Annotated in this window: 18 protein-coding genes and 1 tRNA gene; 7 read left to right on the top strand and 12 right to left on the bottom strand. The window is 65.5% G+C overall.

Annotation, left to right across the window (positions count from 1 at the left end):
• Position 1: 1 nt before the first annotated feature.
• The 6 genes from AC3WS4_RS16130 to AC3WS4_RS16155 form a co-directional block, all read right to left on the bottom strand.
• Positions 2-535, bottom strand: a complete 534-nt coding sequence (locus AC3WS4_RS16130; protein WP_056350605.1) for a phage tail protein — start codon at positions 533-535, stop codon at positions 2-4.
• Positions 536-554: 19 nt separating this feature from the next.
• Positions 555-2,141, bottom strand: a complete 1,587-nt coding sequence (locus tag AC3WS4_RS16135) for a phage tail sheath family protein (RefSeq protein WP_492739235.1) — start codon at positions 2,139-2,141, stop codon at positions 555-557.
• A 54-nt stretch (positions 2,142-2,195) separates the two neighbouring features.
• A complete protein-coding gene (locus AC3WS4_RS16140) occupies positions 2,196-2,576 on the bottom strand; it encodes a hypothetical protein (protein WP_492739234.1) in 381 nt (126 codons plus the stop codon).
• 267 nt (positions 2,577-2,843) lie between these two features.
• Entirely contained in the window at positions 2,844-4,667 is a 1,824-nt protein-coding gene (locus AC3WS4_RS16145) for a DUF885 domain-containing protein (protein ID WP_492739233.1), read from the bottom strand.
• Between the two features lie 213 nt (positions 4,668-4,880).
• On the bottom strand, positions 4,881-5,501 hold the full coding sequence (locus tag AC3WS4_RS16150; protein ID WP_492739232.1) for a PilZ domain-containing protein: 621 nt from the start codon (positions 5,499-5,501) through the stop codon (positions 4,881-4,883).
• A 317-nt stretch (positions 5,502-5,818) separates the two neighbouring features.
• Positions 5,819-5,903 (bottom strand) — tRNA-Leu (locus AC3WS4_RS16155).
• 102 nt (positions 5,904-6,005) lie between these two features.
• Here AC3WS4_RS16155 and AC3WS4_RS16160 point away from each other — a divergent pair.
• Complete coding sequence (locus AC3WS4_RS16160) at positions 6,006-7,103, top strand: AI-2E family transporter (protein WP_492739231.1); 1,098 nt, start codon at positions 6,006-6,008, stop codon at positions 7,101-7,103.
• 132 nt (positions 7,104-7,235) lie between these two features.
• Here the strand turns inward: AC3WS4_RS16160 and AC3WS4_RS16165 are convergent, their stop codons facing one another.
• Positions 7,236-8,690 carry a coniferyl aldehyde dehydrogenase gene (locus tag AC3WS4_RS16165; RefSeq protein ID WP_492739230.1) on the bottom strand — a complete coding sequence of 485 codons (1,455 nt, stop codon included), beginning with the start codon at positions 8,688-8,690 and terminating at the stop codon, positions 7,236-7,238.
• Between the two features lie 200 nt (positions 8,691-8,890).
• Between AC3WS4_RS16165 and AC3WS4_RS16170 the strand changes: the two genes are divergently transcribed.
• The 4 genes from AC3WS4_RS16170 (at position 8,891) to AC3WS4_RS16185 (ending at position 11,928) form a co-directional block, all read left to right on the top strand.
• A complete protein-coding gene (locus tag AC3WS4_RS16170) occupies positions 8,891-9,445 on the top strand; it encodes a DUF2939 domain-containing protein (protein WP_492739229.1) in 555 nt (184 codons plus the stop codon).
• Positions 9,446-9,540: 95 nt separating this feature from the next.
• Positions 9,541-10,728: an acetyl-CoA C-acyltransferase gene (locus AC3WS4_RS16175; protein ID WP_492739228.1), complete on the top strand. Its 1,188-nt coding sequence runs from the start codon at positions 9,541-9,543 to the stop codon at positions 10,726-10,728.
• Positions 10,729-10,919: 191 nt separating this feature from the next.
• The gene (locus AC3WS4_RS16180; RefSeq protein WP_492739227.1) at positions 10,920-11,396 is read left to right on the top strand and encodes a hypothetical protein; all 477 of its coding nucleotides are present in this window, start codon (positions 10,920-10,922) and stop codon (positions 11,394-11,396) included.
• A 136-nt stretch (positions 11,397-11,532) separates the two neighbouring features.
• Positions 11,533-11,928: a hypothetical protein gene (locus AC3WS4_RS16185; RefSeq protein ID WP_492739226.1), complete on the top strand. Its 396-nt coding sequence runs from the start codon at positions 11,533-11,535 to the stop codon at positions 11,926-11,928.
• Between the two features lie 102 nt (positions 11,929-12,030).
• Here AC3WS4_RS16185 and AC3WS4_RS16190 read toward each other — a convergent pair whose 3' ends face one another.
• The gene (locus AC3WS4_RS16190; RefSeq protein WP_056350584.1) at positions 12,031-12,489 is read right to left on the bottom strand and encodes an SH3 domain-containing protein; all 459 of its coding nucleotides are present in this window, start codon (positions 12,487-12,489) and stop codon (positions 12,031-12,033) included.
• 125 nt (positions 12,490-12,614) lie between these two features.
• On the opposite strand from AC3WS4_RS16190, the gene AC3WS4_RS16195 reads away from it, so the two are divergent.
• Positions 12,615-13,613: a 2-hydroxyacid dehydrogenase gene (locus tag AC3WS4_RS16195; RefSeq protein WP_492739225.1), complete on the top strand. Its 999-nt coding sequence runs from the start codon at positions 12,615-12,617 to the stop codon at positions 13,611-13,613.
• A 10-nt stretch (positions 13,614-13,623) separates the two neighbouring features.
• Here AC3WS4_RS16195 and AC3WS4_RS16200 read toward each other — a convergent pair whose 3' ends face one another.
• From AC3WS4_RS16200 to AC3WS4_RS16215, 4 genes are all read right to left on the bottom strand, one after another.
• Complete coding sequence (locus tag AC3WS4_RS16200) at positions 13,624-14,028, bottom strand: hypothetical protein (RefSeq protein WP_492739224.1); 405 nt, start codon at positions 14,026-14,028, stop codon at positions 13,624-13,626.
• 19 nt (positions 14,029-14,047) lie between these two features.
• Positions 14,048-15,451, bottom strand: a complete 1,404-nt coding sequence (locus AC3WS4_RS16205) for an NAD(P)H-dependent flavin oxidoreductase (protein ID WP_492739223.1) — start codon at positions 15,449-15,451, stop codon at positions 14,048-14,050.
• Positions 15,452-15,550: 99 nt separating this feature from the next.
• Positions 15,551-16,699, bottom strand: a complete 1,149-nt coding sequence (locus AC3WS4_RS16210) for a glycosyltransferase family 4 protein (protein ID WP_492739222.1) — start codon at positions 16,697-16,699, stop codon at positions 15,551-15,553.
• Positions 16,696-17,586, bottom strand: coding sequence for an alpha/beta fold hydrolase (locus AC3WS4_RS16215; protein ID WP_492739765.1), 891 nt, complete (start codon positions 17,584-17,586; stop codon positions 16,696-16,698). Before AC3WS4_RS16215 ends, AC3WS4_RS16210 begins: the two co-directional genes overlap by 4 nt.
• Before the next feature lie 221 nt (positions 17,587-17,807).
• Between AC3WS4_RS16215 and astD the strand changes: the two genes are divergently transcribed.
• The gene (astD, locus tag AC3WS4_RS16220; protein WP_492739221.1) at positions 17,808-19,253 is read left to right on the top strand and encodes a succinylglutamate-semialdehyde dehydrogenase; all 1,446 of its coding nucleotides are present in this window, start codon (positions 17,808-17,810) and stop codon (positions 19,251-19,253) included.
• Positions 19,254-19,308: the final 55 nt, after the last annotated feature.

Raw genomic sequence — 19,308 nt, forward strand, 5'->3', positions numbered from 1 at the left:
GTTACAACGTCGGTTCGGTGAAGCTCGGCTCGGCAGGCTCGGCGACGTCATAGTCGCGTTCCCAGCCCTCATTCTCCAGCTTGAGCGTCTGGATCGCGACCGCGCTCGCCGAGGCGTCGAGGTCGGGGAAAGCCACAAATTCCGAGGGCCAGCAGCGGAACAGCCGGTAGGCGAGCGCGAGTTGCCCCGCCTCGTTGTAGATTTCGAGGACGAGGTCCTTACGGAAATCCTTGAGCGAGACCTCGGCGCCGAGCCCCGAGCCGAAGTTCCACACCTTGTTCGCCCATTGCTCGAACGTCGTGTCGTGGGTGACCCCGCGTTCGAGCGTCACCGCTTCATATTCGGTCTGGCCCGGCGACTTGCGCGAGGTCGACGGGTCGCCGCCTTCGCGGAACTTGACGACTTCGGTGCTGCGCTTGAGCGCGCTCATCTTGCTGAGCCCCGCGAGATAGGCGCCGTCGGGCAGGCGGAGGCGGAACTTGTACGTCTTGTACGGGTCGCGCCGCTCGGCGTTGACGCTGAAAGGTGGTGCCATGATCGCTCTCCCCTATGGGTCAGGCCGCGTTGCGGATCTGCTGGATGGAAATGACGACGAATTCGGCCGGCAGCAGCGGCGCGAAGCCGACGACGATGTTGACGATGCCCTGGTTGCGATCGTCCTGCGTCGTCGTGCTGCCGTCGCATTTGACGAAATAGGCGTCGCGCGGACTGGTCCCCTGAAAGGCGCCCTGCTTGAACAATCGCTGCATGAAGGTGCCGACCGACAGGCGGATCTGCGCCCACAAAGGTTCGTCATTGCCCTCGAACACCACCCATTGGGTGCCGCGATACAGGCTTTCCTCGATGAACAGCGCGAGGCGCCGGACCGCGAGATATTTATAGTCGTCGGAGAGCTGGTCGGACCCGCGCAGGGTGCGCGCGCCCCACACCGTCAGTCCGGTGCCGGGAAAGCTGCGCAGGCAGTTCACCCCGATCGGATTCAGCAGGCCGTTCTCCTCGTCGGTCAGCTTGACCGACAGCCCCTCGACCCCCGCCAGCGTCGCCGACATGCCGGCGGGCGATTTCCAGACGCCGCGGTTGGTATCCGTGCGGGCGATGATTCCCGCCACCGCGCCGCACGGGACGAAACTGTCGATCTGGCCGCCGCGCTTGGGATCGCGGCGCAGGATGCGCGGAAAATAGAGCGCGGCATTGTCGGCGAAGGAGAGCGACAGCACCGAGGTCGCGCCGTCGAGCTGCTTGGTCTTGACCAGCCCGGCCGCCTCGTCGGGCTTGTCGTCCCAGTCGGCGGGCGGATCGACGATGAGGACCGCGCGCTCGTCCTTGCAGAATTGCGCCGCTTTCTCGTTCACCGTGCGCGGCAAAGTGCCGTCGCGCTCGTCGGGCGGGATGCAGAGCAGGTTGAAGATGTCGGCTTTTTTCAGCGCATAGATGCCGGTCTTGGTCGCGGCGTCGCCGATATAGTCGGTGTCGAGCAACGCCGCGCCGTCGTTGCCGTCGGCGCCGGCGCCGGTCGCATTGTTCGACGGCCGGTTGCCGAGCTTCGGGGTGCCGTCGATGTTGAGCTGGCACTGGACGAGGCTCGATTCGGCGGCGAGCACGCGGTCGAAACGGCGCGCGCCGCCGGTGGCCTTGACGGTCAGGTTGCGGAAGATTTCGACCGCGCCGGTCGTCTTGTCCTCGACGCGGATGTCGAACAGGTCGGCGACGTCGAGGCCATATTTGAGGGCCGCCGCCGCCGCACCGACCGGGTCGGCGATATCGGGATGGGTCGCGGTGCCCGCCAGCGCATTGCCCCAGCTTCCCGGGCTTGCGGCGCGCAGCGCCAACGCGCCGATTTCGAGCAATGCGATGCCGTCGTCATCGGGGGCGTTGGGCTTGAACAGGCGGACGATCTCGGCCTGCCCGCCACCGTTGCCGTAGAAATCGTCGACGGCATAAGACATCGGCCCGCTCGCCCACAGGCCGCCGAAGCGGCGGGTGAAGTCGCCATAGTTGAAACAGGTCAGCGGCTGGTTCACCGGACCGCGCAGCGCGCGCCCGACAAAGGCCGCGATCGAGGTCGCGACGCCGCTGACGGTGCGCACTCCCGATGGCAGTTCCTGGATATAGACACCGGGATAGGTCACGGACACGGGCATGGCAGCACTCCCTTTTCGCCAGTCGGATGGCGGCCCCTCACGGGACCGAACTAGTCAGTCGAGCTTGAAGCCCATCAGGATGGTGATCTCGGCGGCGTCGGTCGCCGAACTGTTGCGGAGGCTGAGCGTCTGGAGATCGCCCGCGAACAGCGCGATCGCCTCGCCATAAAGGATCAGCGGGCCGGTGAGTTTGGTACGCGTCGCGCTGTCGGCCTTCACATCGACCGAGCCGTCGTTGAGCGACGAGGTCATGATGAAGAAGGCGAGTTTTTCGACATCGTCGATCTGCAGCGCGAGATCGCGGTCGGCGGGCATCGCCTTGACGAGGGTCACCGCGGCGCTGGTGATCGCGTCGATCTCGGCGCTGCCGCTGTTGTTGACGCCGGCACCGGAGGGCGCGCCCCCGCTGAACGACCATGAGAATTTCTGGGACATAACTGCACAACCTCCCTTTGCCGAAACGCAAGCGACGAAGTTTGTGCGACCAAAGCTTTTTTGATTGAGCCTCAGGCTACCATGGGTCGGCCCGGACTCTATTGGACGAATACGCCAAGAGCGATGAACCGTTCGCGTGGAGCGACGGTTCGGCAAATAAGGCGCGTCATCAGTATTTTGGGCAGTCAGGCAATCATATGTCGACCCGGGGACACTGTGCCCCGGATCTTAAACAAAGCTGACCGCATATAGTTAACCGAAGATGTTCTATGCTTTGGCGGGACTCGCGATCCAGCGGTCGACCTGCGCCTCGAGGACCGGCAACGGCACCGACCCGCGGCCCAGCACGATCTCGTGGAACAGCTTCTGATCATAGCGGTCGCCGAGCGCCGCCTTCGCCTTTTCGCGCAGCGCGAGGATGCGCTGCATGCCGACCTTGTACGAGGTCGCCTGCCCCGGCATCACGAAATAGCGGCGGATTTCGGAGCGGATCTTGGCCGTAGGCTGCGGCGAATTGGCGCTGTAATAAGTGAATGCCTGTTCCTCGCTCCACCCCTTGGCATGGATGCCGGTGTCTACCACCAGGCGGATCGCGCGCCAGATCTCGCGCCCCAGCCGCCCGAAATCGCTGTAGGGATCGGTGTAGAAGCCCATCTCCTTGGCCAGCCGCTCGACGTAAAGCGCCCAGCCCTCGCCATAGGCGCCGTAGAAATAATTGTTCCGGAACTGCGGCGTGCCGGTCATTTCCTGCGCAAGCGCGATCTGCATATGATGACCGGGCAGGCCTTCATGATAGGTCGTGCCCTCGATCTCGTAGATCGGGGTCGCGCGCGTGTCGGCGAGGTGGACATAATAGATGCCCGGGCGCGAGCCATCGAGCGCGGCGGGCGAATAATGCGCCGCCCCGCCCGGTTCCTCGCGAAACGCCTCGACGCGCTTGACGATCAGGTCGGCCTTGGGCAGCCGCCCGAACTGTTCGGGCAGCCGCGCGCGCATGCGGTCGAGATAGTCGCCCGCCAGCTTGAGATAGGCGGCGCGGCCGGCATCGTCGTTGGCGACGTAGAAACGATCGTCGCTGCGCAGGAAGACGAAGAAATCCTCGAGCTTGCCCTCATAGCCGATCTTCGCCTTCAGCGCCTCCATCTCGGCGCGGATGCGCGCGACTTCGGACAGGCCAAGGTCGTGAATTTCGTCGGCGGTCATGCCGGTCGTGGTCTGGAGCCGCAGCATCGCGTTATAAAAGGCCGCGCCGTCGGGCAGCGCGCCGGCGCCGCGCGGTTCGGTGCCCGCCTTGACGCGGTCTTCGGCAAGCCAGCCGGCGATCCGGTCATAGGCGGGCTTGAGCGAGCCGGTCATCGCCTGGGCGATGCGCGCGGTGAAGGCGTCGGCAGCGGCCGCGTCGATCTTCCCGGCGGTGACAAGGCTCGCCGCCTTTTCTTTGGCATCGGCAAACAGCGCAGCGTCTTCGCCCTTTCCGAATGGCGCGCCGGTGGTGAGCCGCCCGATCAGTTCGATCGACTGGTCATAGGCGAAGCCGGGCATGCGAATGCCCCTGGCCGCCGCCGCCTGCGCGCGGCCCAGATAGATGTCGAGCGTCGGGCCGAGCACGGTGACGCGCGCCACATAGGCTTCCATGTCCGCAGGTGTGTCGACCCGGTGCTGGTTGATCAGGAAATTGGGCAAGCCGGTGTGCGGACCGTTGCGGTCGAAGATATAGCCATGGTCGCGCCATTTGGTCGACGCCTCGGCGCGTTCGAGTTCGAGCGCCCACATGTCATAGGACACGCGCGCATCCTCGCCGAGTGTGGCGCGGTCGAACTGCTTCTTCATCGCAGCCACGCTGCCGCGTCGCCATGCGAGCCGCGCCGCCGCCGCCGCGTCGCTGGGGTCGGTGAAGCGGTCCTGCTGTTCCTTGCGGCCGAGTTGGGTCAGCTGCTCGGGATCGAGCGCGATTTCGGCCTCGAACGCCGCATCGAGGAAGGCAGTGAGCGCCGCGTCCGCGCCGCCGGCCGGCGTCGCCGCGCGCACCGTCGGGGCGGCGAGGATGCTGGCGCCGATGGCCAGCGAGAATTCGCGTCGGGAAAGCTGCATGGGACCCCTTTCGTTTGAAAGGGTTATAGGGAGGATGGCGGGAGAGGCAAAGGATGGTTGGCGGGTGGTGTCCAGACCGGCCCCTCTTTCCGTTCGTGTCGAGCGAAGTCGAGACACCCCGAAGGCACGCGCTCCCGATGGGTGTCTTGAGTTCGCTCGACACGAGCGGGATTTATAGAGCGGCTTGTCCGCTAATACCCGAAACCGGCCCCCTTACGCCTTGAAATGCCGGATACTCTCCAAATCCGCCCGCCCCAGCGGTTCGGTGAGCCACAGCCCGCCGCGGCCGCCGCGCGACCAGCGGACGATCGCCTGACGGCGGATATCGCCGGGTAGCACGAGTTCGAGCGCCTTGCCGACCTCCATCGGGACATCGTGCAGGAAACCGGCGCCGCTTTGCGACAGGTCGGCGAGTTCGATGTCGCTGACCGCGCCGTCGGTTATCAGTTGCGCGCGGGTGTGCACCGGCAGGCGCGGGGCGCGATAGTCGCCCGACTGCTGTTCGGCGGCGAGTTGCCGGAGCACTTCGTTACCATCGACCGCCGCGTCGAAGGCGACGCCGCAGCGCCCCTCTTCGCACCAGGCCACCCGGCCCTGGATGACGATGGTTTCGGACAGCGCGATTTCGAGCCGTTCACCGACCGACACCGGCACCTCGACCGCGAGCATCATGCCGCCGTCGGACATGTTGCGCACGCGCCACAGCCCGGCGTCGCCGTCGCGGGTGACCTTCGCGATGCGCCACACGGTCCGGAACCGGTCGCCGCCACGGCGATCGGCGTCGGTGTCGCCATCTTGCTCTTCTCCGGGGGCAGAGAAGCGGGGTTCGTTCATGCCTTCCTCCTGATTCCAACAGCGCCCAGAAGAGACATTCAAGCTGCTAAAATTCATTCACTTAGCTTATTACCCCACCCTTCCCCGCCGACGCGGCCGCTCCTCAACCCGGCTGGTCCACCGGTCATCGTTAAGGACAACGAAACGCGCCCATCGGGGCCTGGCCATAGAATGCCCTTAGATTATGAATAATTTCCAACGATCGCGCGTTAATTATCGCCAATATTGAAGCATCGGCGCCGAAACGGCGGATCGGGGCCCAATCGGGCGAAGTCCGAACCGTCAGAACCAAAGATACGGTTCGCACGAAACGATTATGGTGCCCCTGGCCGGACTCGAACCAGCACTCCTTGCGGAACTCGATTTTGAGTCGAGCGCGTCTACCAATTTCACCACAGGGGCCCGTGGACGCGGAGCCGTTGCCACAAAAGGACCGTCCGCGTCCAGCGCGAAAGATGACAAGCGGACGGTTGCGCGCTCGAATGCGGCCGATAAGGTGCAGCGATGACCGACAAGCCCCCGCCCGCCCGCGCGTCCTCCGCCAAACCCCGCGCCAGAAGCGAAGCGGCGGCGCCTTTCGGTCCCGGCCGGATCGCCGGCGCGGCGCTGATCGTCCTCGCGCTGATCGCGGTCGCGTGGCTGCTGATCAGCCTGACGCGATTCTTCATGCTCGTCTTTGCGGCGGTCGTGCTCGGCGCGATCTTCGATGCGATCGCCAGTTGGATCGTCCGCCGCACCGGGATGAAGCGCGGCTTCGCGCTCGCGCTGTCGGTCGCGGGGATTGTCGCGATCTTTGCCGGGGCCTTCATGCTGTTCGGATCGCAGCTCGCCCGCGAGGTCGACACGATCCGCGAACAGATTCCGCAGGCCCTGCGCGGCGTAGAGGCGTTTCTCGACCGCTATGGCCTGGGTCAGCGGGTGCGCGAGCTGGCCGCGGTCGGCAGCGAGGACATCTCGCGCCTCGCCTCGCAGGCCGGGGGCTATGCGCTGGCGGCGGGGAGCGGCATCGCCGACTTCGTGCTGGTGCTCGTCGCGGCGATCTTCCTCGCCGGCGATCCCGCGACCTATCGCCGCGGGCTGTTGCTGCTGATGCCCGCCCGGGCCGAGGACACCGCATCGCTCGCCCTCGGCGACGCCGCGCGCGGACTGAAAGGCTGGATGGTCGGCCAGGCGGTGTCGTCGCTGGTCGTCGCCGCGCTGACATGGGCGGGGCTGGCGCTGCTCGGCGTGCCGGCAGCGGGCGGGCTCGGGCTGATCGCCGGCCTGCTCGACGTCATCCCGATGGTCGGGCCGATCATCGCGGGCATCCCCGCGGTGCTGCTGGCGTTCACCGTCTCGCCGATGACCGCGCTGTGGACGCTCGTCCTGTTCCTCGTGATCCAGCAGCTGCAGGGCAATTTCCTGCAGCCGATGATCCAGAAACAGGCGGTCGATGTGCCGCCCGCGGTGCTGCTGTTCGCGGTGGTCGCGGCGGGGATATTGTTCGGCTTCCTCGGCGTGCTGCTCGCGGCGCCGCTGACCGTGGTGGTCTATGTGATGGTGCAGCGGGTGTATGTGAAGACGTTGCTGGGCAAGGATATCAAGATCGCCGGGCAGGATTGAGCGGGGATCAAATATAGCTCGTCATTGCGAGCGTAGCGAAGCAATCTCCAGCCATCGGCCTAGATAAGCCTCGATGGCTGGGGATTGCCGCGTCGCTTCGTTCCTCGCAATGACGAGTTTTGGGATTGATCCCTATTTCTTCAATTCCTTCGCCAGCGTCTTCGCGGTGGCCTTGCCATAGGGCGGCTTGAAGCCCGCGAGACCCGCGACGTCGAGTTTCGGCTGGCGATATACCGCGCGGGCGTGGCTGAAGGTCCGGAAGCCGTCGAGGCCGTGATAATTGCCCATGCCCGACGGACCGACGCCGCCGAACGGCAGATCCTCCATCGCATTGTGGAACAAGACGTCGTTGACGGTGACGCCGCCCGAGATGGTGCGGGTGAGGACGCGGTCCTCCTCGCTCTTGTCCTGCCCGAAATAATAGAGGCCGAGCGGGCGGTCGTTGGCGTTCACATAATCGATCGCCTCGTCGATGCTCTTGTAGGTCTTCACCGGCAGGATTGGGCCGAAGATTTCCTCCTGCATCACCTTCATGTCGTCGGTCGGGTTGCGGACGATGTGGAGCGGCATCTTGTGGCCGTTGGCGCTGGCGAAATCCTCACCGCCCGGATTGACCTCGATCACCTCGGCGCCCTTTTCGCGCGCGTCGGCGAGGTAACCCTGCAGCCGGTCGTAATTGCGGACGTTGACCACCGAGGTGTAATCGTCGTTGGCGAGCATCGTCGGATAGAGCGCCGCGGCGCCCTTCGTGATGCTGTCGATCACCTCGCCCTCCTGATCTTCGGCGACGAGCAGATAGTCGGGGGCGAGGCAAATCTGCCCCGCGTTCATCAGCTTGCCGAGCGCGACGCGCTGGCCCGCTTGCTCCTTGTTGGCGCTGCGCCCGATGAAGGTCGGCGACTTGCCGCCGAGTTCGAGCGTCACGGGGACGAGGTTATCGGCGGCGGCGCGCATGATATGCTTGCCGACGCTGGTCGCGCCGGTGAAGATCATATGGTCGAAGGCAAGCTTCGAGAAAGCGACCCCGACGTCGGCGTCGCCGGTGAACACCGCCATCTCGCTCTCGTCGAAATAATCGGGGACCAGCCGCGCGATCAGCGCCGAGACATTTTCGGTATATTCGGACGGCTTGATCATCGCGCGATTGCCCGCCGCGAGCACGCCCGCCATCGGCACGAACACCATGCCGACCGGAAAATTCCACGGTGCGACGATGCCGACGACGCCCTTGGGTTGATAGACGACCTCGGCCTTCGCGCCGAGCAGCCCGAGCGGAAAGGTGGGCTTGCGCTTCTCGCCCTTCGACCAGGCGGCCATATGCTTTTTCGCGTGCTTAAGCGCGCTGACCGAGGGCATGATGTCGGTCATCAGCGTCTGCTCGCGGCTGCGGTGACCGAAATCCTCGCTTACCGCCTTGGCGAACTCCTCGGCATTGTCGACCAGCAGCGCGATCGCGCGGTCGATGCGATCGGTCCGCACCGCGAGGCTTTCGGGCATGGCGGCGGTGAAGCTCGCCTTTTGCGCGGCGAGCACCTCGCCCATGCGCTGCGTTTCGCCCGCGATATCCTGCTTGATGGCGGTGGCCATGACCCGTCTCCCCTTATGCTTTGCGGGCGATGTTTGACCATGGCGCGCGGCGGGTTGCAAGATGAAACGTTATTGAAGGCAGCGACGGCGCTCGCACGAGGGCGGGCGAAGACGGCCGTTGCCGCGCTATAGGATATGTAGGTAATGAGCGTTGCCATGGCGATAGGCGACATGGAGCGAACATAAAAAGGGGGCGGACGATGAGTAAGAAATGGGCTATCATCGTGGCGATAGTCGTCACATTATTTGCCGGACTCTATTTTGGATCACCTTATTGGGCCGTGCGAAACTTCCAGGCGGCAGCGAAATCGGGTGATGTCGATGCTCTGGAAGCAACCGTGGACTTCCCCGTCGTGCGCGAAAATCTGAAATCACAACTTACCAGCGCACTGGTCGACAAGCTGCAGAATGACCCCGAGATGGCAAAGAATCCGTTTGCCGGCCTTGGCATGATGATGATGCCGGCAATGGTCAACGGGATGGTGGACGCCTTCGTCACACCCGAGGGAATCGCCCGGCTGGCGAAAAGTGGACATGTCCAGAAGCAAGCAGACGAAAACGAGTCGGTCGACGGGGCATCGCAACCCGACATAAGCTACTCTTATTCAGGACTTGACCGGTTCCGGGTCACAATGAGACCCAAGGACAAGGCCGACGACAAGCGCGATGTCGGCCTTCTGTTCGAGCGGCGCGGGCTGTTCGGTTGGAAGATGATCCGCATCGAGATTCCCGATGAGGCGTTTACAGAGAAATGATGCCTGCCGCGCGCCAAATGGACTCGCCCCTTTCGCAAATGCAGCATTGTCACTAGATAGGCGCCGATCCAGTTTCCCTTACGGAGTCTCTCGCCATGACCGCCACCGATCCCGTCGTCTTCCTCTCCTATGCGCGCACCCCGATGGGCGGCATGCAGGGCGCATTGTCGGACGCGAGCGCGACCGACCTCGGCGCCACCGCGGTCAAGGCGGCGGTCGAGCGTGCGGGCGTGTCGGGCGACGATATCGAGCGTATCTATATGGGCTGCGTGCTGCCCGCCGGGCTCGGCCAGGCGCCGGCGCGCCAGGCCGCGATCAAGGCCGGCCTGCCCAAGTCGGTGCAGGCAACCACGGTCAACAAGGTGTGCGGCTCGGGCATGCAGACCGTCATCATGGGTGCCGAAGCGCTCGCCGCGGGCAGCATCGACCTCGTCGTCGCGGGCGGCATGGAATCGATGACCAACGCGCCATACCTGCTCAAGAAGCATCGCTCGGGCGCGCGCATCGGCCATGACACCGCCTATGACCATATGTTCCTCGACGGGCTGGAAGACGCCTATGAGGCCGGCCGCGCGATGGGCACCTTTGCGCAGGACACCGCCGACGCCTATCAGCTCAGCCGCCAGGCGCAGGATGAGTATACGCTGGAATCGTTGAGCCGCGCCAAGGCCGCGATCGCCGACGGCGCCTTCGCCAGCGAAATCGCGCCGGTGACGATCGCCACCCGCAAGGGCGATGTCGTCGTCGATACCGACGAAGCGCCGGGCAAGGCGATGCCCGACAAGATCCCGACGCTGAAGCCGGCATTCGCCAAGGACGGCACGATCACCGCCGCGACCAGCAGCTCGATTTCGGACGGCGCCGCCGCGGTGGTGCTGACGCGCCAGTCGGTCGCCGACGCCAAGGGCGCCAAGCCCGTCGCGCGTCTCGTCGCGCATACCGCGCACGCGCAGGAACCGAAGGACTTCACCGTCGCCCCGGTCGGTGCGATCAACAAACTGCTCGCCAAGACCGGCTGGTCGATCGCCGACGTCGACCTGTTCGAGGTCAATGAAGCCTTTGCCTGCGTCGCGATGTTCGCGATGCACGACCTCGGCATCCCGCGCGAGAAGATCAACATCCACGGCGGCGCGACCGCATTGGGCCACCCGATCGGCGCCAGCGGCACGCGCATCATCACCACGCTGATCGCGGCGCTGCAGCGCCACGGCAAGACGCGCGGCATCGCGAGCCTGTGCATCGGCGGCGGCGAAGCGACCGCGGTGGCGATCGAACTGGTCTGAACCGGCTTTTCGACGAAAGTTCCGGGGCGTCGTCGCAAGACGGCGCCCTTTCGTCGTTCCGATGCGACAAACTGCGACACTAATGTCCTGAAAATAAACGCCGCATTCCGCGTCCATTCAAATCGACTCGCCTATTCCATCATCAGTCATCGGGCAGATCCCCTCCCCCTGACGGAAAAAGGAATGGCACAATGAAGAGCAAATTTCTCACCGCCGGCCTGATCGCCGCGATGATGGTTCCCGCCACCATGCCGGTCGCCGCACAGGCGCAGACCCGCGAAATCCGCAACGACCGCCGCGACGTTCGCGAAGAACGCCAGGAACTGCGCGACGCCCAGCGTCATGGCAATCGCCACGACGTCCGCGAGGAACGCCGGGACTATCGCGGCGCCAAGCAGGACCTGCGCAACAGCAAGCGCGACTGGCGTCAGGACAACCGCTATTCCAACTATCGCGCGCCGTTCAAATATCAGCAGTTCCGCGTCGGTTCGACGCTGCGCTCGAACTATTATGCGCCCAGCTATCGTCCGACCTGGGACAGCCGCTGGGGCGTGCCGCGCGCCGGTCGCAACCTGACCTATGTCCGCCATTACAACGACCTGTTGCTCGTCAACGAGCGCAATGGCCGGGTCGTGAAGGTCTATCGCAACCACTTCAAGTGGCGCTAAGCGACCTCGATCGCTGAAGAGGGCCGGACGGGAAACCGTCCGGCCCTTTTCACGGGCGCGACGCCGCTCGCGATTCCCGTTGTTGCGCCGGGCGGAAAGGCATAGCCTGCGCCCCGCAACACGGGGAGAATATGTCATGAAGAAGCTTGTCCTGCTCGCCGCGCTCGCCGCGCTGTCGGCCTGTTCGCAAAAGACTGAAGAGAAAAAGGAAACCCCCGCCGCGCCGACCGAAACCGCGGCGCCCGCGCCCGCGACCGACTCGGGAACCGCGCCCGGAACCTATGACGTCAAAATGGCCGACGGCACGGTGGCGACGACCACGATAAACGCCGACGGCAGCTATGTCGACACCGATGCCAAGGGCAAGCAGGTCAAGGGCCTGTATGCCACGCACGACGGCAAGGATTGCTTCGACCCCGAAGGCGACGCGCCGGGCATGTGCTGGGCGGTGACCAAGCCGGGCGCCGACGGCAGCTTCACCGCGACCGCCGACGATGGCACGGTCGTGACGGTGACGCCGAAGAAGAGCTGAGGGGCGGCGTATCGGATGCGGTGCGGACTTTGGGATGGCGATGAGACCATCCCATCTCCGTTCGTGTCGAGCGAATTTTCCGGATACCCCCTCAACCCGCCGTCAATCGCCCCAGATATGATCGGTTTCGATCCAGCCGCGGCGGCCCTTGACGTCGAACTGGCACCAGCCATTGGCACAGTCGGTGATCCGGCCGACGACGCCCGGTTCGGCGCGATAGACAATCGCCGCCGACACGCTCGCCGCTTCGCGCATCGGGCGGACCTCGCCGGTGACGATTGCGGTACGCGTGCGGCTGAGCAGCCGCGCCGCCATCCAACCCTGCGTCCCGTCGGGATCCTCGATCTTGCGCCAGGTTTCGAACCGGGCGACGACCCGGACCGGCAAATCCTTGCGCCGATATTCCCAGATGACGGGGACGTCGGGCGAAGGCCCCTTGCGCATCCGCGCTTCATCGACGCTGATCGAGGCCCAATAGGGAAGTTCGGGGTCCGATTGTGCCGCGGCCGGGGCGATCACGGCAAAACAGAGTGCAAGCATCAGGACTTTTTGGCTGGTCATGGCTAACCCTTGTTGCAATCGGCGCGCTTTTTCAACCGTCGGCAGCCGCCCGGCCGCGCCTTTCCCACAGCGCTAACACGCGCGGCCCCCTTGACCGTTCCCGCACCGCGCGCTCTATCGGCGCCATGCCCGATTCTTCCCGTCCCCGGCGCCCGCGCGTCATCGTCACCCGCCAGTTGATGCCGCATGTCGAGGCGCGCATGGCCGAACTGTTCGACGTTGCGCTGTCGGCGCGGGATCAGGCCTTTACCAAGGACGAACTGAAGGCTGCGGTCGCCGATTGCGACGTGCTGGTGCCGACGGTGACCGACGAAATCGATGCCGAGGTGATCACGGCCGCGGGCGAACGGCTGAAACTGATCGCCAATTTCGGCGCCGGGGTCGACCATATCGACCTGTCGGCGGCGCGCGCCAAGGGCATCATGGTGTCGAACACGCCGGGGGTGTTTACCGAGGACACCGCCGACATGACGATGGCGCTGATCCTCAGCGTCCCGCGCCGGCTGGCCGAGGGCGAAAAGCTGATGCGATCGGGACTGTGGCAGGGCTGGGCGCCGAGCGGCATGCTCGGCCACCGCGTCGGCGGCAAGTTGCTCGGAATCATCGGCATGGGGCGGATCGGCCTCGCGGTCGCGCGCCGCGCCCGCGCCTTCGGCCTGTCGATCCATTATCACAACCGCCGCCGCCTGCCCGAAGCGATCGAGGAGGAATTGGGCGCGAGCTACCATGCCAGCGTCGACACGCTGCTGCGGATCAGCGACGTGGTGACGGTCCATTGCCCGCACACGAACGAGACGCACGAACTGGTCAACGCCGCGCGCATCGCGTCGATGAAGCCGACCGCTTACCTGATCAACACCGCGCGCGGCGAGATCGTCGACGAGAGCGCGCTGGTCGCGGCGCTGAAGACCGGGCGCATCGCAGGTGCGGGACTCGACGTCTATACGCACGAACCCGCGGTCGACCCGGCGCTGCTCACGCTCGACAATGTCGTGCTGCTGCCGCACCTCGGCTCGGCGACGATCGAGGGACGCGAGGCCTCGGGCGAAAAGGTCATCGCAAATATCCGCGCGTGGAGCGACGGGCATCGCCCGCCCGATCAGGTGCTGGAGGGGTGGGCCTGACGGCGCCCCGTTACGTGAAAAAATAGGTCAATAGAGCGAATGACGCCCACCACAGGGCGTATGACATGGGGATCGCCCACAGCATCTGTTTCGCCTTGAGATGATAACCGCGATGATGGAACATCCACGCGGCGATGACCGTCCAGAAAATCGCGATCCCAAAAATGACGCATGCAACCCAGCCAGCGTTGCTGAGGGGCGCGGTGGCTTTGGCCGCCTCATATTCGCGATCTTCCACTACCTGCTGCTCGATCTGCGCAATCACGCTTTGCTCGGGCGCACGCTTTTCCAGTTCCGCGGTTGCCGCTTCGATTGCCGACCGATGATAGCCATCGGCCTCCCCCGACGAGGCGATCGCGATCAAATCCTCATTGGGCATGCGCGCCATCCGGCGCGCCCAGTCGATTGTGTCCACCCCGCCCCCCAACGCCGTCTTAGTCCCCCGTCAAAATCCGATCGACGAGCTGCTTCACCGTCGGGGTAAAGTTGTTCGAATAAAAGGGGTCGGTCTTGAAGTTGAACGCGGCGTGGCCCGCGAACATCAGATTCTGTTCGGGGTCGCCGCCGTGCGCGATGTCCTGCAGCGTTTTCTGGATGCAGAAGCTGCGCGGGTCGGCGAGGTAGCCGGTGGTATAGTCGTCATGGTCCTTCCACGACGAAAAACCGCAATGCGACAGGCATCCCATGCAGTCGGTCTGGTCCTTGCGGATGATCGCCTTGTCCTCGGGCGTCACGAACACCACGGTGTTGTCGGGGGTTTTCAACGCATCGGTATAGCCCTCGGCCGCCCAGTCGCGGGCGCGGGCGCGGTCGTGGGGGGTGACCCAGAAATTCTTGCCCTTCACCCCGACGTCGAGCTGGACGATATGGTCGCCCGCTTCCTGCTTCGAGTAAGGAATCTGGCGTTCCGAGCGCGCCTCGAGGTCGCGCAGGAACGGCGTGCGCACCGCGCTCGAATAGAAACCGGTCGGCGAGAAGCGGTGGAGCAGCACGTCGCCGTCGTCGAGGGTGCGGAGGCGATCCTTCCACGCCTGCGGGATCGGGCTTTCCTCGGTCAGCAGCGGGCGGGTGCCGTACTGGAAGACGATCTGGCCCAATTCCGGGTTGTCGATCCAGTTTTCCCAGTCGCGCAGATACCAGACGCCGCCGGCCATCACAATCGGCACGCTGTCGGCGATCCCCTCGGCGCGCATCGTTTCGCGCACCGCGGCGACGCGCGGATAGGGATCCTGCGGCACCAGCGGGTCTTCGGCGTTCGACAGGCCGTTGTGGCCGCCGGCGAGCCAGGGATCTTCATAGACCACCGCGCCGAGCAGGTGCGGGACCTTGTGATAGGCGCGCTTCCACAGCGCGCGAAAGGCGCGCGCCGAACTGATGATCGGGAGGTACATGACATTGTGGCGCTCGGCGATTTCGCTGAGCTTGTACGGCATGCCCGCGCCGCAGGTGACACCGGCGATCATACCCTTGGTGCGTGCCAGCACGCCTTCGAGGATCTGCTGCGCGCCGCCCATTTCCCAGAGCACGTTGATGTTGATCGCGCCCTTGCCGCCCGACACTTCATAAGCGCGTTCGACCTGTGCGACGGCGCCTTCGATGCCGTACTGGATCAGCTCTTCGTGGCGTTCCCTGCGGGTCAGGGCGTTATAGACTTGCGGGACGATCTTGCCCTCGGCGTCATAGCTGTCGGCGTTGACCGCCGACACGGTGCCGATGCCGCCCGCCGCAGCCCAGGCGCCGCTCGACATATGGTTGGTCGCCGACACGCCCTTGCCGCCCTCGACCAACGGCCAGACTTCGCGACCGCCATAAAGGATGGGCTTCAAACCTTTGAACACAAAAACCTCTTTCTCTCCGCCCGGCTGCGCGTCGCGACCAGGCCTCCTTTGCCGCTTCCGTAAGCGGAAGGCGGCGATGAAAGTCAATGGACGCTGCCCCTAATCCCCGGAGAAGAGGCGGCGGCCTTCCAGCGCACGACCATAGAGGTTTTCATAGGCGGCGACCATGATAGTTTCATCGAAGCGTTCGACCGCGACACGGCGGTTTGCGGCCCCAACCATCGCGCGCAGCGCCGGGTCGTCAGCCAAATCGGCAAGCGCCGCGCGGAATCCCGTTTCGTCATCGGCGATGAAGCCACGGTTTTCGGCGGAAACCATTTCGACCACGTCGCCGACGGCCAGACTGGCGACCGGCAGACCCGCCGCTATCGCCTCGATCACCGCGATCGGCGCCTGTTCGCTGAGCGACGACAGCGCGAGCAAGTCGAAATGACCGATCCAGCGCGCCGGCTGCGCCATGAACCCCGGCATGACCAGTCGGTCGGCCATGCCGCACGCCGCGGCTTCGGCGCGGATCGCATTGCGCTCGGGCCCCTCGCCGACGATGACGAGGCGGACGTTCGCGGGCAGCGGCGCGACCGCGCGGACGAGGCGCGGCAGGTCCTTGACCTTGCGCAATCCCGCGACGGTGCCGATCACCACCTCGCCGGGGCGGCGTTCGAAGCCAGGGATCGGAACGTCCGGCCCGCCGGCATAGGCGGCGACGTCGATGCCGTTGCGGATCAGCTGCGTGCGCCGCGCGGCGCCCCATTCGGCGGCAGCGATCCGTTCGAGCAGCCGCGACGGCACGACGAGCGCCTCCGCCGTCGGCAGCGCGAGGCGGCGGAAGCCGTTGCGCTTCCAGTTGCGCCGGACGGTCTCGTCCTCGTTGAAGCCATCCTCGTGATGGATCAACGGCGGCAATCGGCGACGCGATGCGAACAATCGGTGCGCCATCACCCCGTCCATCGCGCCCCAATTGTAACTGAGCAGCAGGTCGAACCCCGCCATATATCGTGCCAGCGCCCGATAGCGCGCCAGACCGGGTTTGCCGTGCAGCGCCGGTGCGGCGTCGCCCGGAAATTCGACATCGATGCCCTGATCGATCGCCGCGCGCGCGCCGAGCGCGTCGGGCACCGCCGACAATATGCTGTGCCGCGCCCGGCCGCCCATCACATTCATCAACCGCGTCGCGCGCGCCTCTTTGCCGCCGAGCGAAAAGCTCGAATGCAAATGGAGGATGCGAACCGGACGCCCGTCGTCGATCACGTCGCGGACAATTCCGCCAGCCAGCCGTCGATCGCGGCGACCGCCTCGGCCTCGTCCATTGTCGGCGCATGGCCGACCCCCGGCACCTCGGCCAGCCGCGCCCGCGGCAGTTCGGCCGCCATCTTCTCGGCCGCGCCGCGCGCGAGGATATCGGACAGTTCGCCGCGCAGCACGAGCAGCGGAATCCCGTCGAGCGCGCGATAGGCGGGCCACAGGTCGATCCCGGCATCGCCGCCGTTCGGCACGCGCAGCGGCGCCGCGATCTGCTTGTCGTAATCGGTGACGATCCGGCCCTCGGCGGTCAGCCGGTGGGTGCGCTTGGTCAGCCGCAACCAGTCGTGGATTTCGTAACCGGGGTAAACCGCGCCGTTGAGTTCGCTCACCGCCCGCGCCGCGTGGATCCACGTCGGCTGGCTGCCGCCGGACCCGATATAGTCGCGAATGCGTTCGAGCCCCGCGAGTTCGAGTTCGGGGCCGACGTCATTGAGGACGGCGCCGACCAGCCGTCCCGGCTGGGTCGCCGCGAGCAGCATCGAGACGAGCCCACCGAGTGAGGTCCCGACGGTCGCAAAACGATCGACCTTCATGTCATCGAGCAGCGCGATGACGTCCTGGACATAGGTCAGCGGGACATAGGTCATCGGATCCTTGGCATAGGCGCTCTCGCCCCGGCCGCGAAACTCGACGGCAACGACGCGGCGATATTGCGCCAGATGCGGTGCGAGCTGTTCGAAATCGCGGGCGTTGCGGGCCAGGCCGGGCAGGCACAGGATCGGCGGCGCGTCCGCCGCGTCGGCGGGGCCGGCATAGACACGCGCGTGCAGCCGCACCCCGTCGAGCGACCACCAATAATGGTCCGACCAGTCGCGGCGCCCGTCACCGCGAATATCCTGCTTGACCGAAATACCGGCTTCCCTTCTTCGCCTGCCGCGCGCCCGCGGATTCGCGCCATCTATCGCCAACCCGGCGCGGCCGCGCAAGCGATGCTTGGTCCTCGGCTTGCCGCCCCAAGTTTTCACCGATAAGAGGTTGGGGCAATGCAGCGACCGCTTCCCGACATCACCCTCGTCCATCCCCGCAAAGACCGCCGGGCGCGGTGCATGACGTCATGACGGCGGAGCTCGTCAGCCACGAACCGGCGACCGGCGACGAAATCTGGCGCCGCGCAATCAGCGACGTCGATCATGAGGTCGAAATCGGCCGCCGCGCCTGGCCCGAATGGGCGGCAAAGCCCCTCACCTTCCGCACCGAAACGCTGCGCCGCTTCGCCGACCGGGTGAAGGCCGAGGCCGAGACGCTGGCGACTTTGATCTCGCGCGAAACCGGCAAGCCGCTCTGGGAAGCGCGCACCGAGGTGGAATCGGTCGCGAACAAGGTCAATATTTCGATCAACGCCTATGCCGAGCGCACCCCGAACCGCCGCATCGAGGGTGCGATGGGGCTGCGCAACGCGGTACGCCACAAACCGCACGGGCTGCTCGCGGTGCTCGGCCCCTATAATTTCCCCGCGCACCTGCCCAACGGCCATATCGTCCCGGCGCTGATCGCGGGCAATTCGATCGTCTTCAAGCCGTCCGAGAAAACGCCCGCGACCGGCGCGATGCTCGTCGACCTGTTCCACAGCGCCGGCGTCCCGAAAGAGGTGCTGCGCCTCGTCATCGGCGGCCCCGACGAGGGCAAGGCGCTCGCCGGCCATGCGGGCATCGACGGGCTGTTGTTCACCGGGTCGGCTCGCACCGGGCTCGCGCTCAACCGCCAGTTCGCCAACCGCCCTGACAAGATCCTCGCGCTCGAAATGGGCGGCAACAATCCGGTCGTGGTCTGGGACACCCCCGACCTGCACACCGCCGCGATCCTCGTGGTGCAATCGGCGTTCTTCAGCGCCGGGCAGCGTTGCACCAACGCGCGCCGCCTGATCGTCAAGGACAGCATGGCCGAGCGGTTGGTCGAGGAGGTGCGCAAGCTGACCGGGCGGCTGATCGTCAACGAACCCTTCGCCACCCCGCCGCCCTATATGGGGCCGGTGATCGACAATGAGGCCGCCGACGGCCTGACCGAGAGCTTCCTGATCCTGATGTCGAACGGCGGCAAGGTGATCCGCCACATGACCCGCCCGGTGCAGGGCCGTCCCTTCCTGACCCCGGGTATCATCGACGTCACCGACATGCCCGAGCGACCCGACATCGAATTGTTTGGCCCCCTGCTGCAAGTCGTCCGCGTCGACAGTTTCGAAGCCGCGATCGCCGAGGCGAACAACACCGCCTTCGGCCTGTCGGCAGCGCTGATCGGCGGCTCGCCGCAGCTGTACGACCAGTTCTGGGCGAACGCGCGGGCCGGGGTGATCAACTGGAACCGCCCGACCAATGGCGCGTCGTCGGCGGCGCCCTTCGGCGGCATCGGCCTGTCGGGCAACCATCGGCCGAGCGCTTTTTATGCCGCGGACTATTGCGCCTATCCGGTCGCGAGCAGCGAAAGCGACGCGGTGCGCGCCTCGATCGGCGTCGGGCTGCGCGATCCCGAGGAATCGCAGCTGGTGACCAAGAAATATCTCTGAAAGCGCGTCATTGCGAGCGTAGCGAAGCAATCCAGAGCAGGCGTAAACCGCTCTG

The sequence above is a fragment of the Sphingopyxis sp. EU05-FHT14B03 genome (assembly GCF_058790875.1).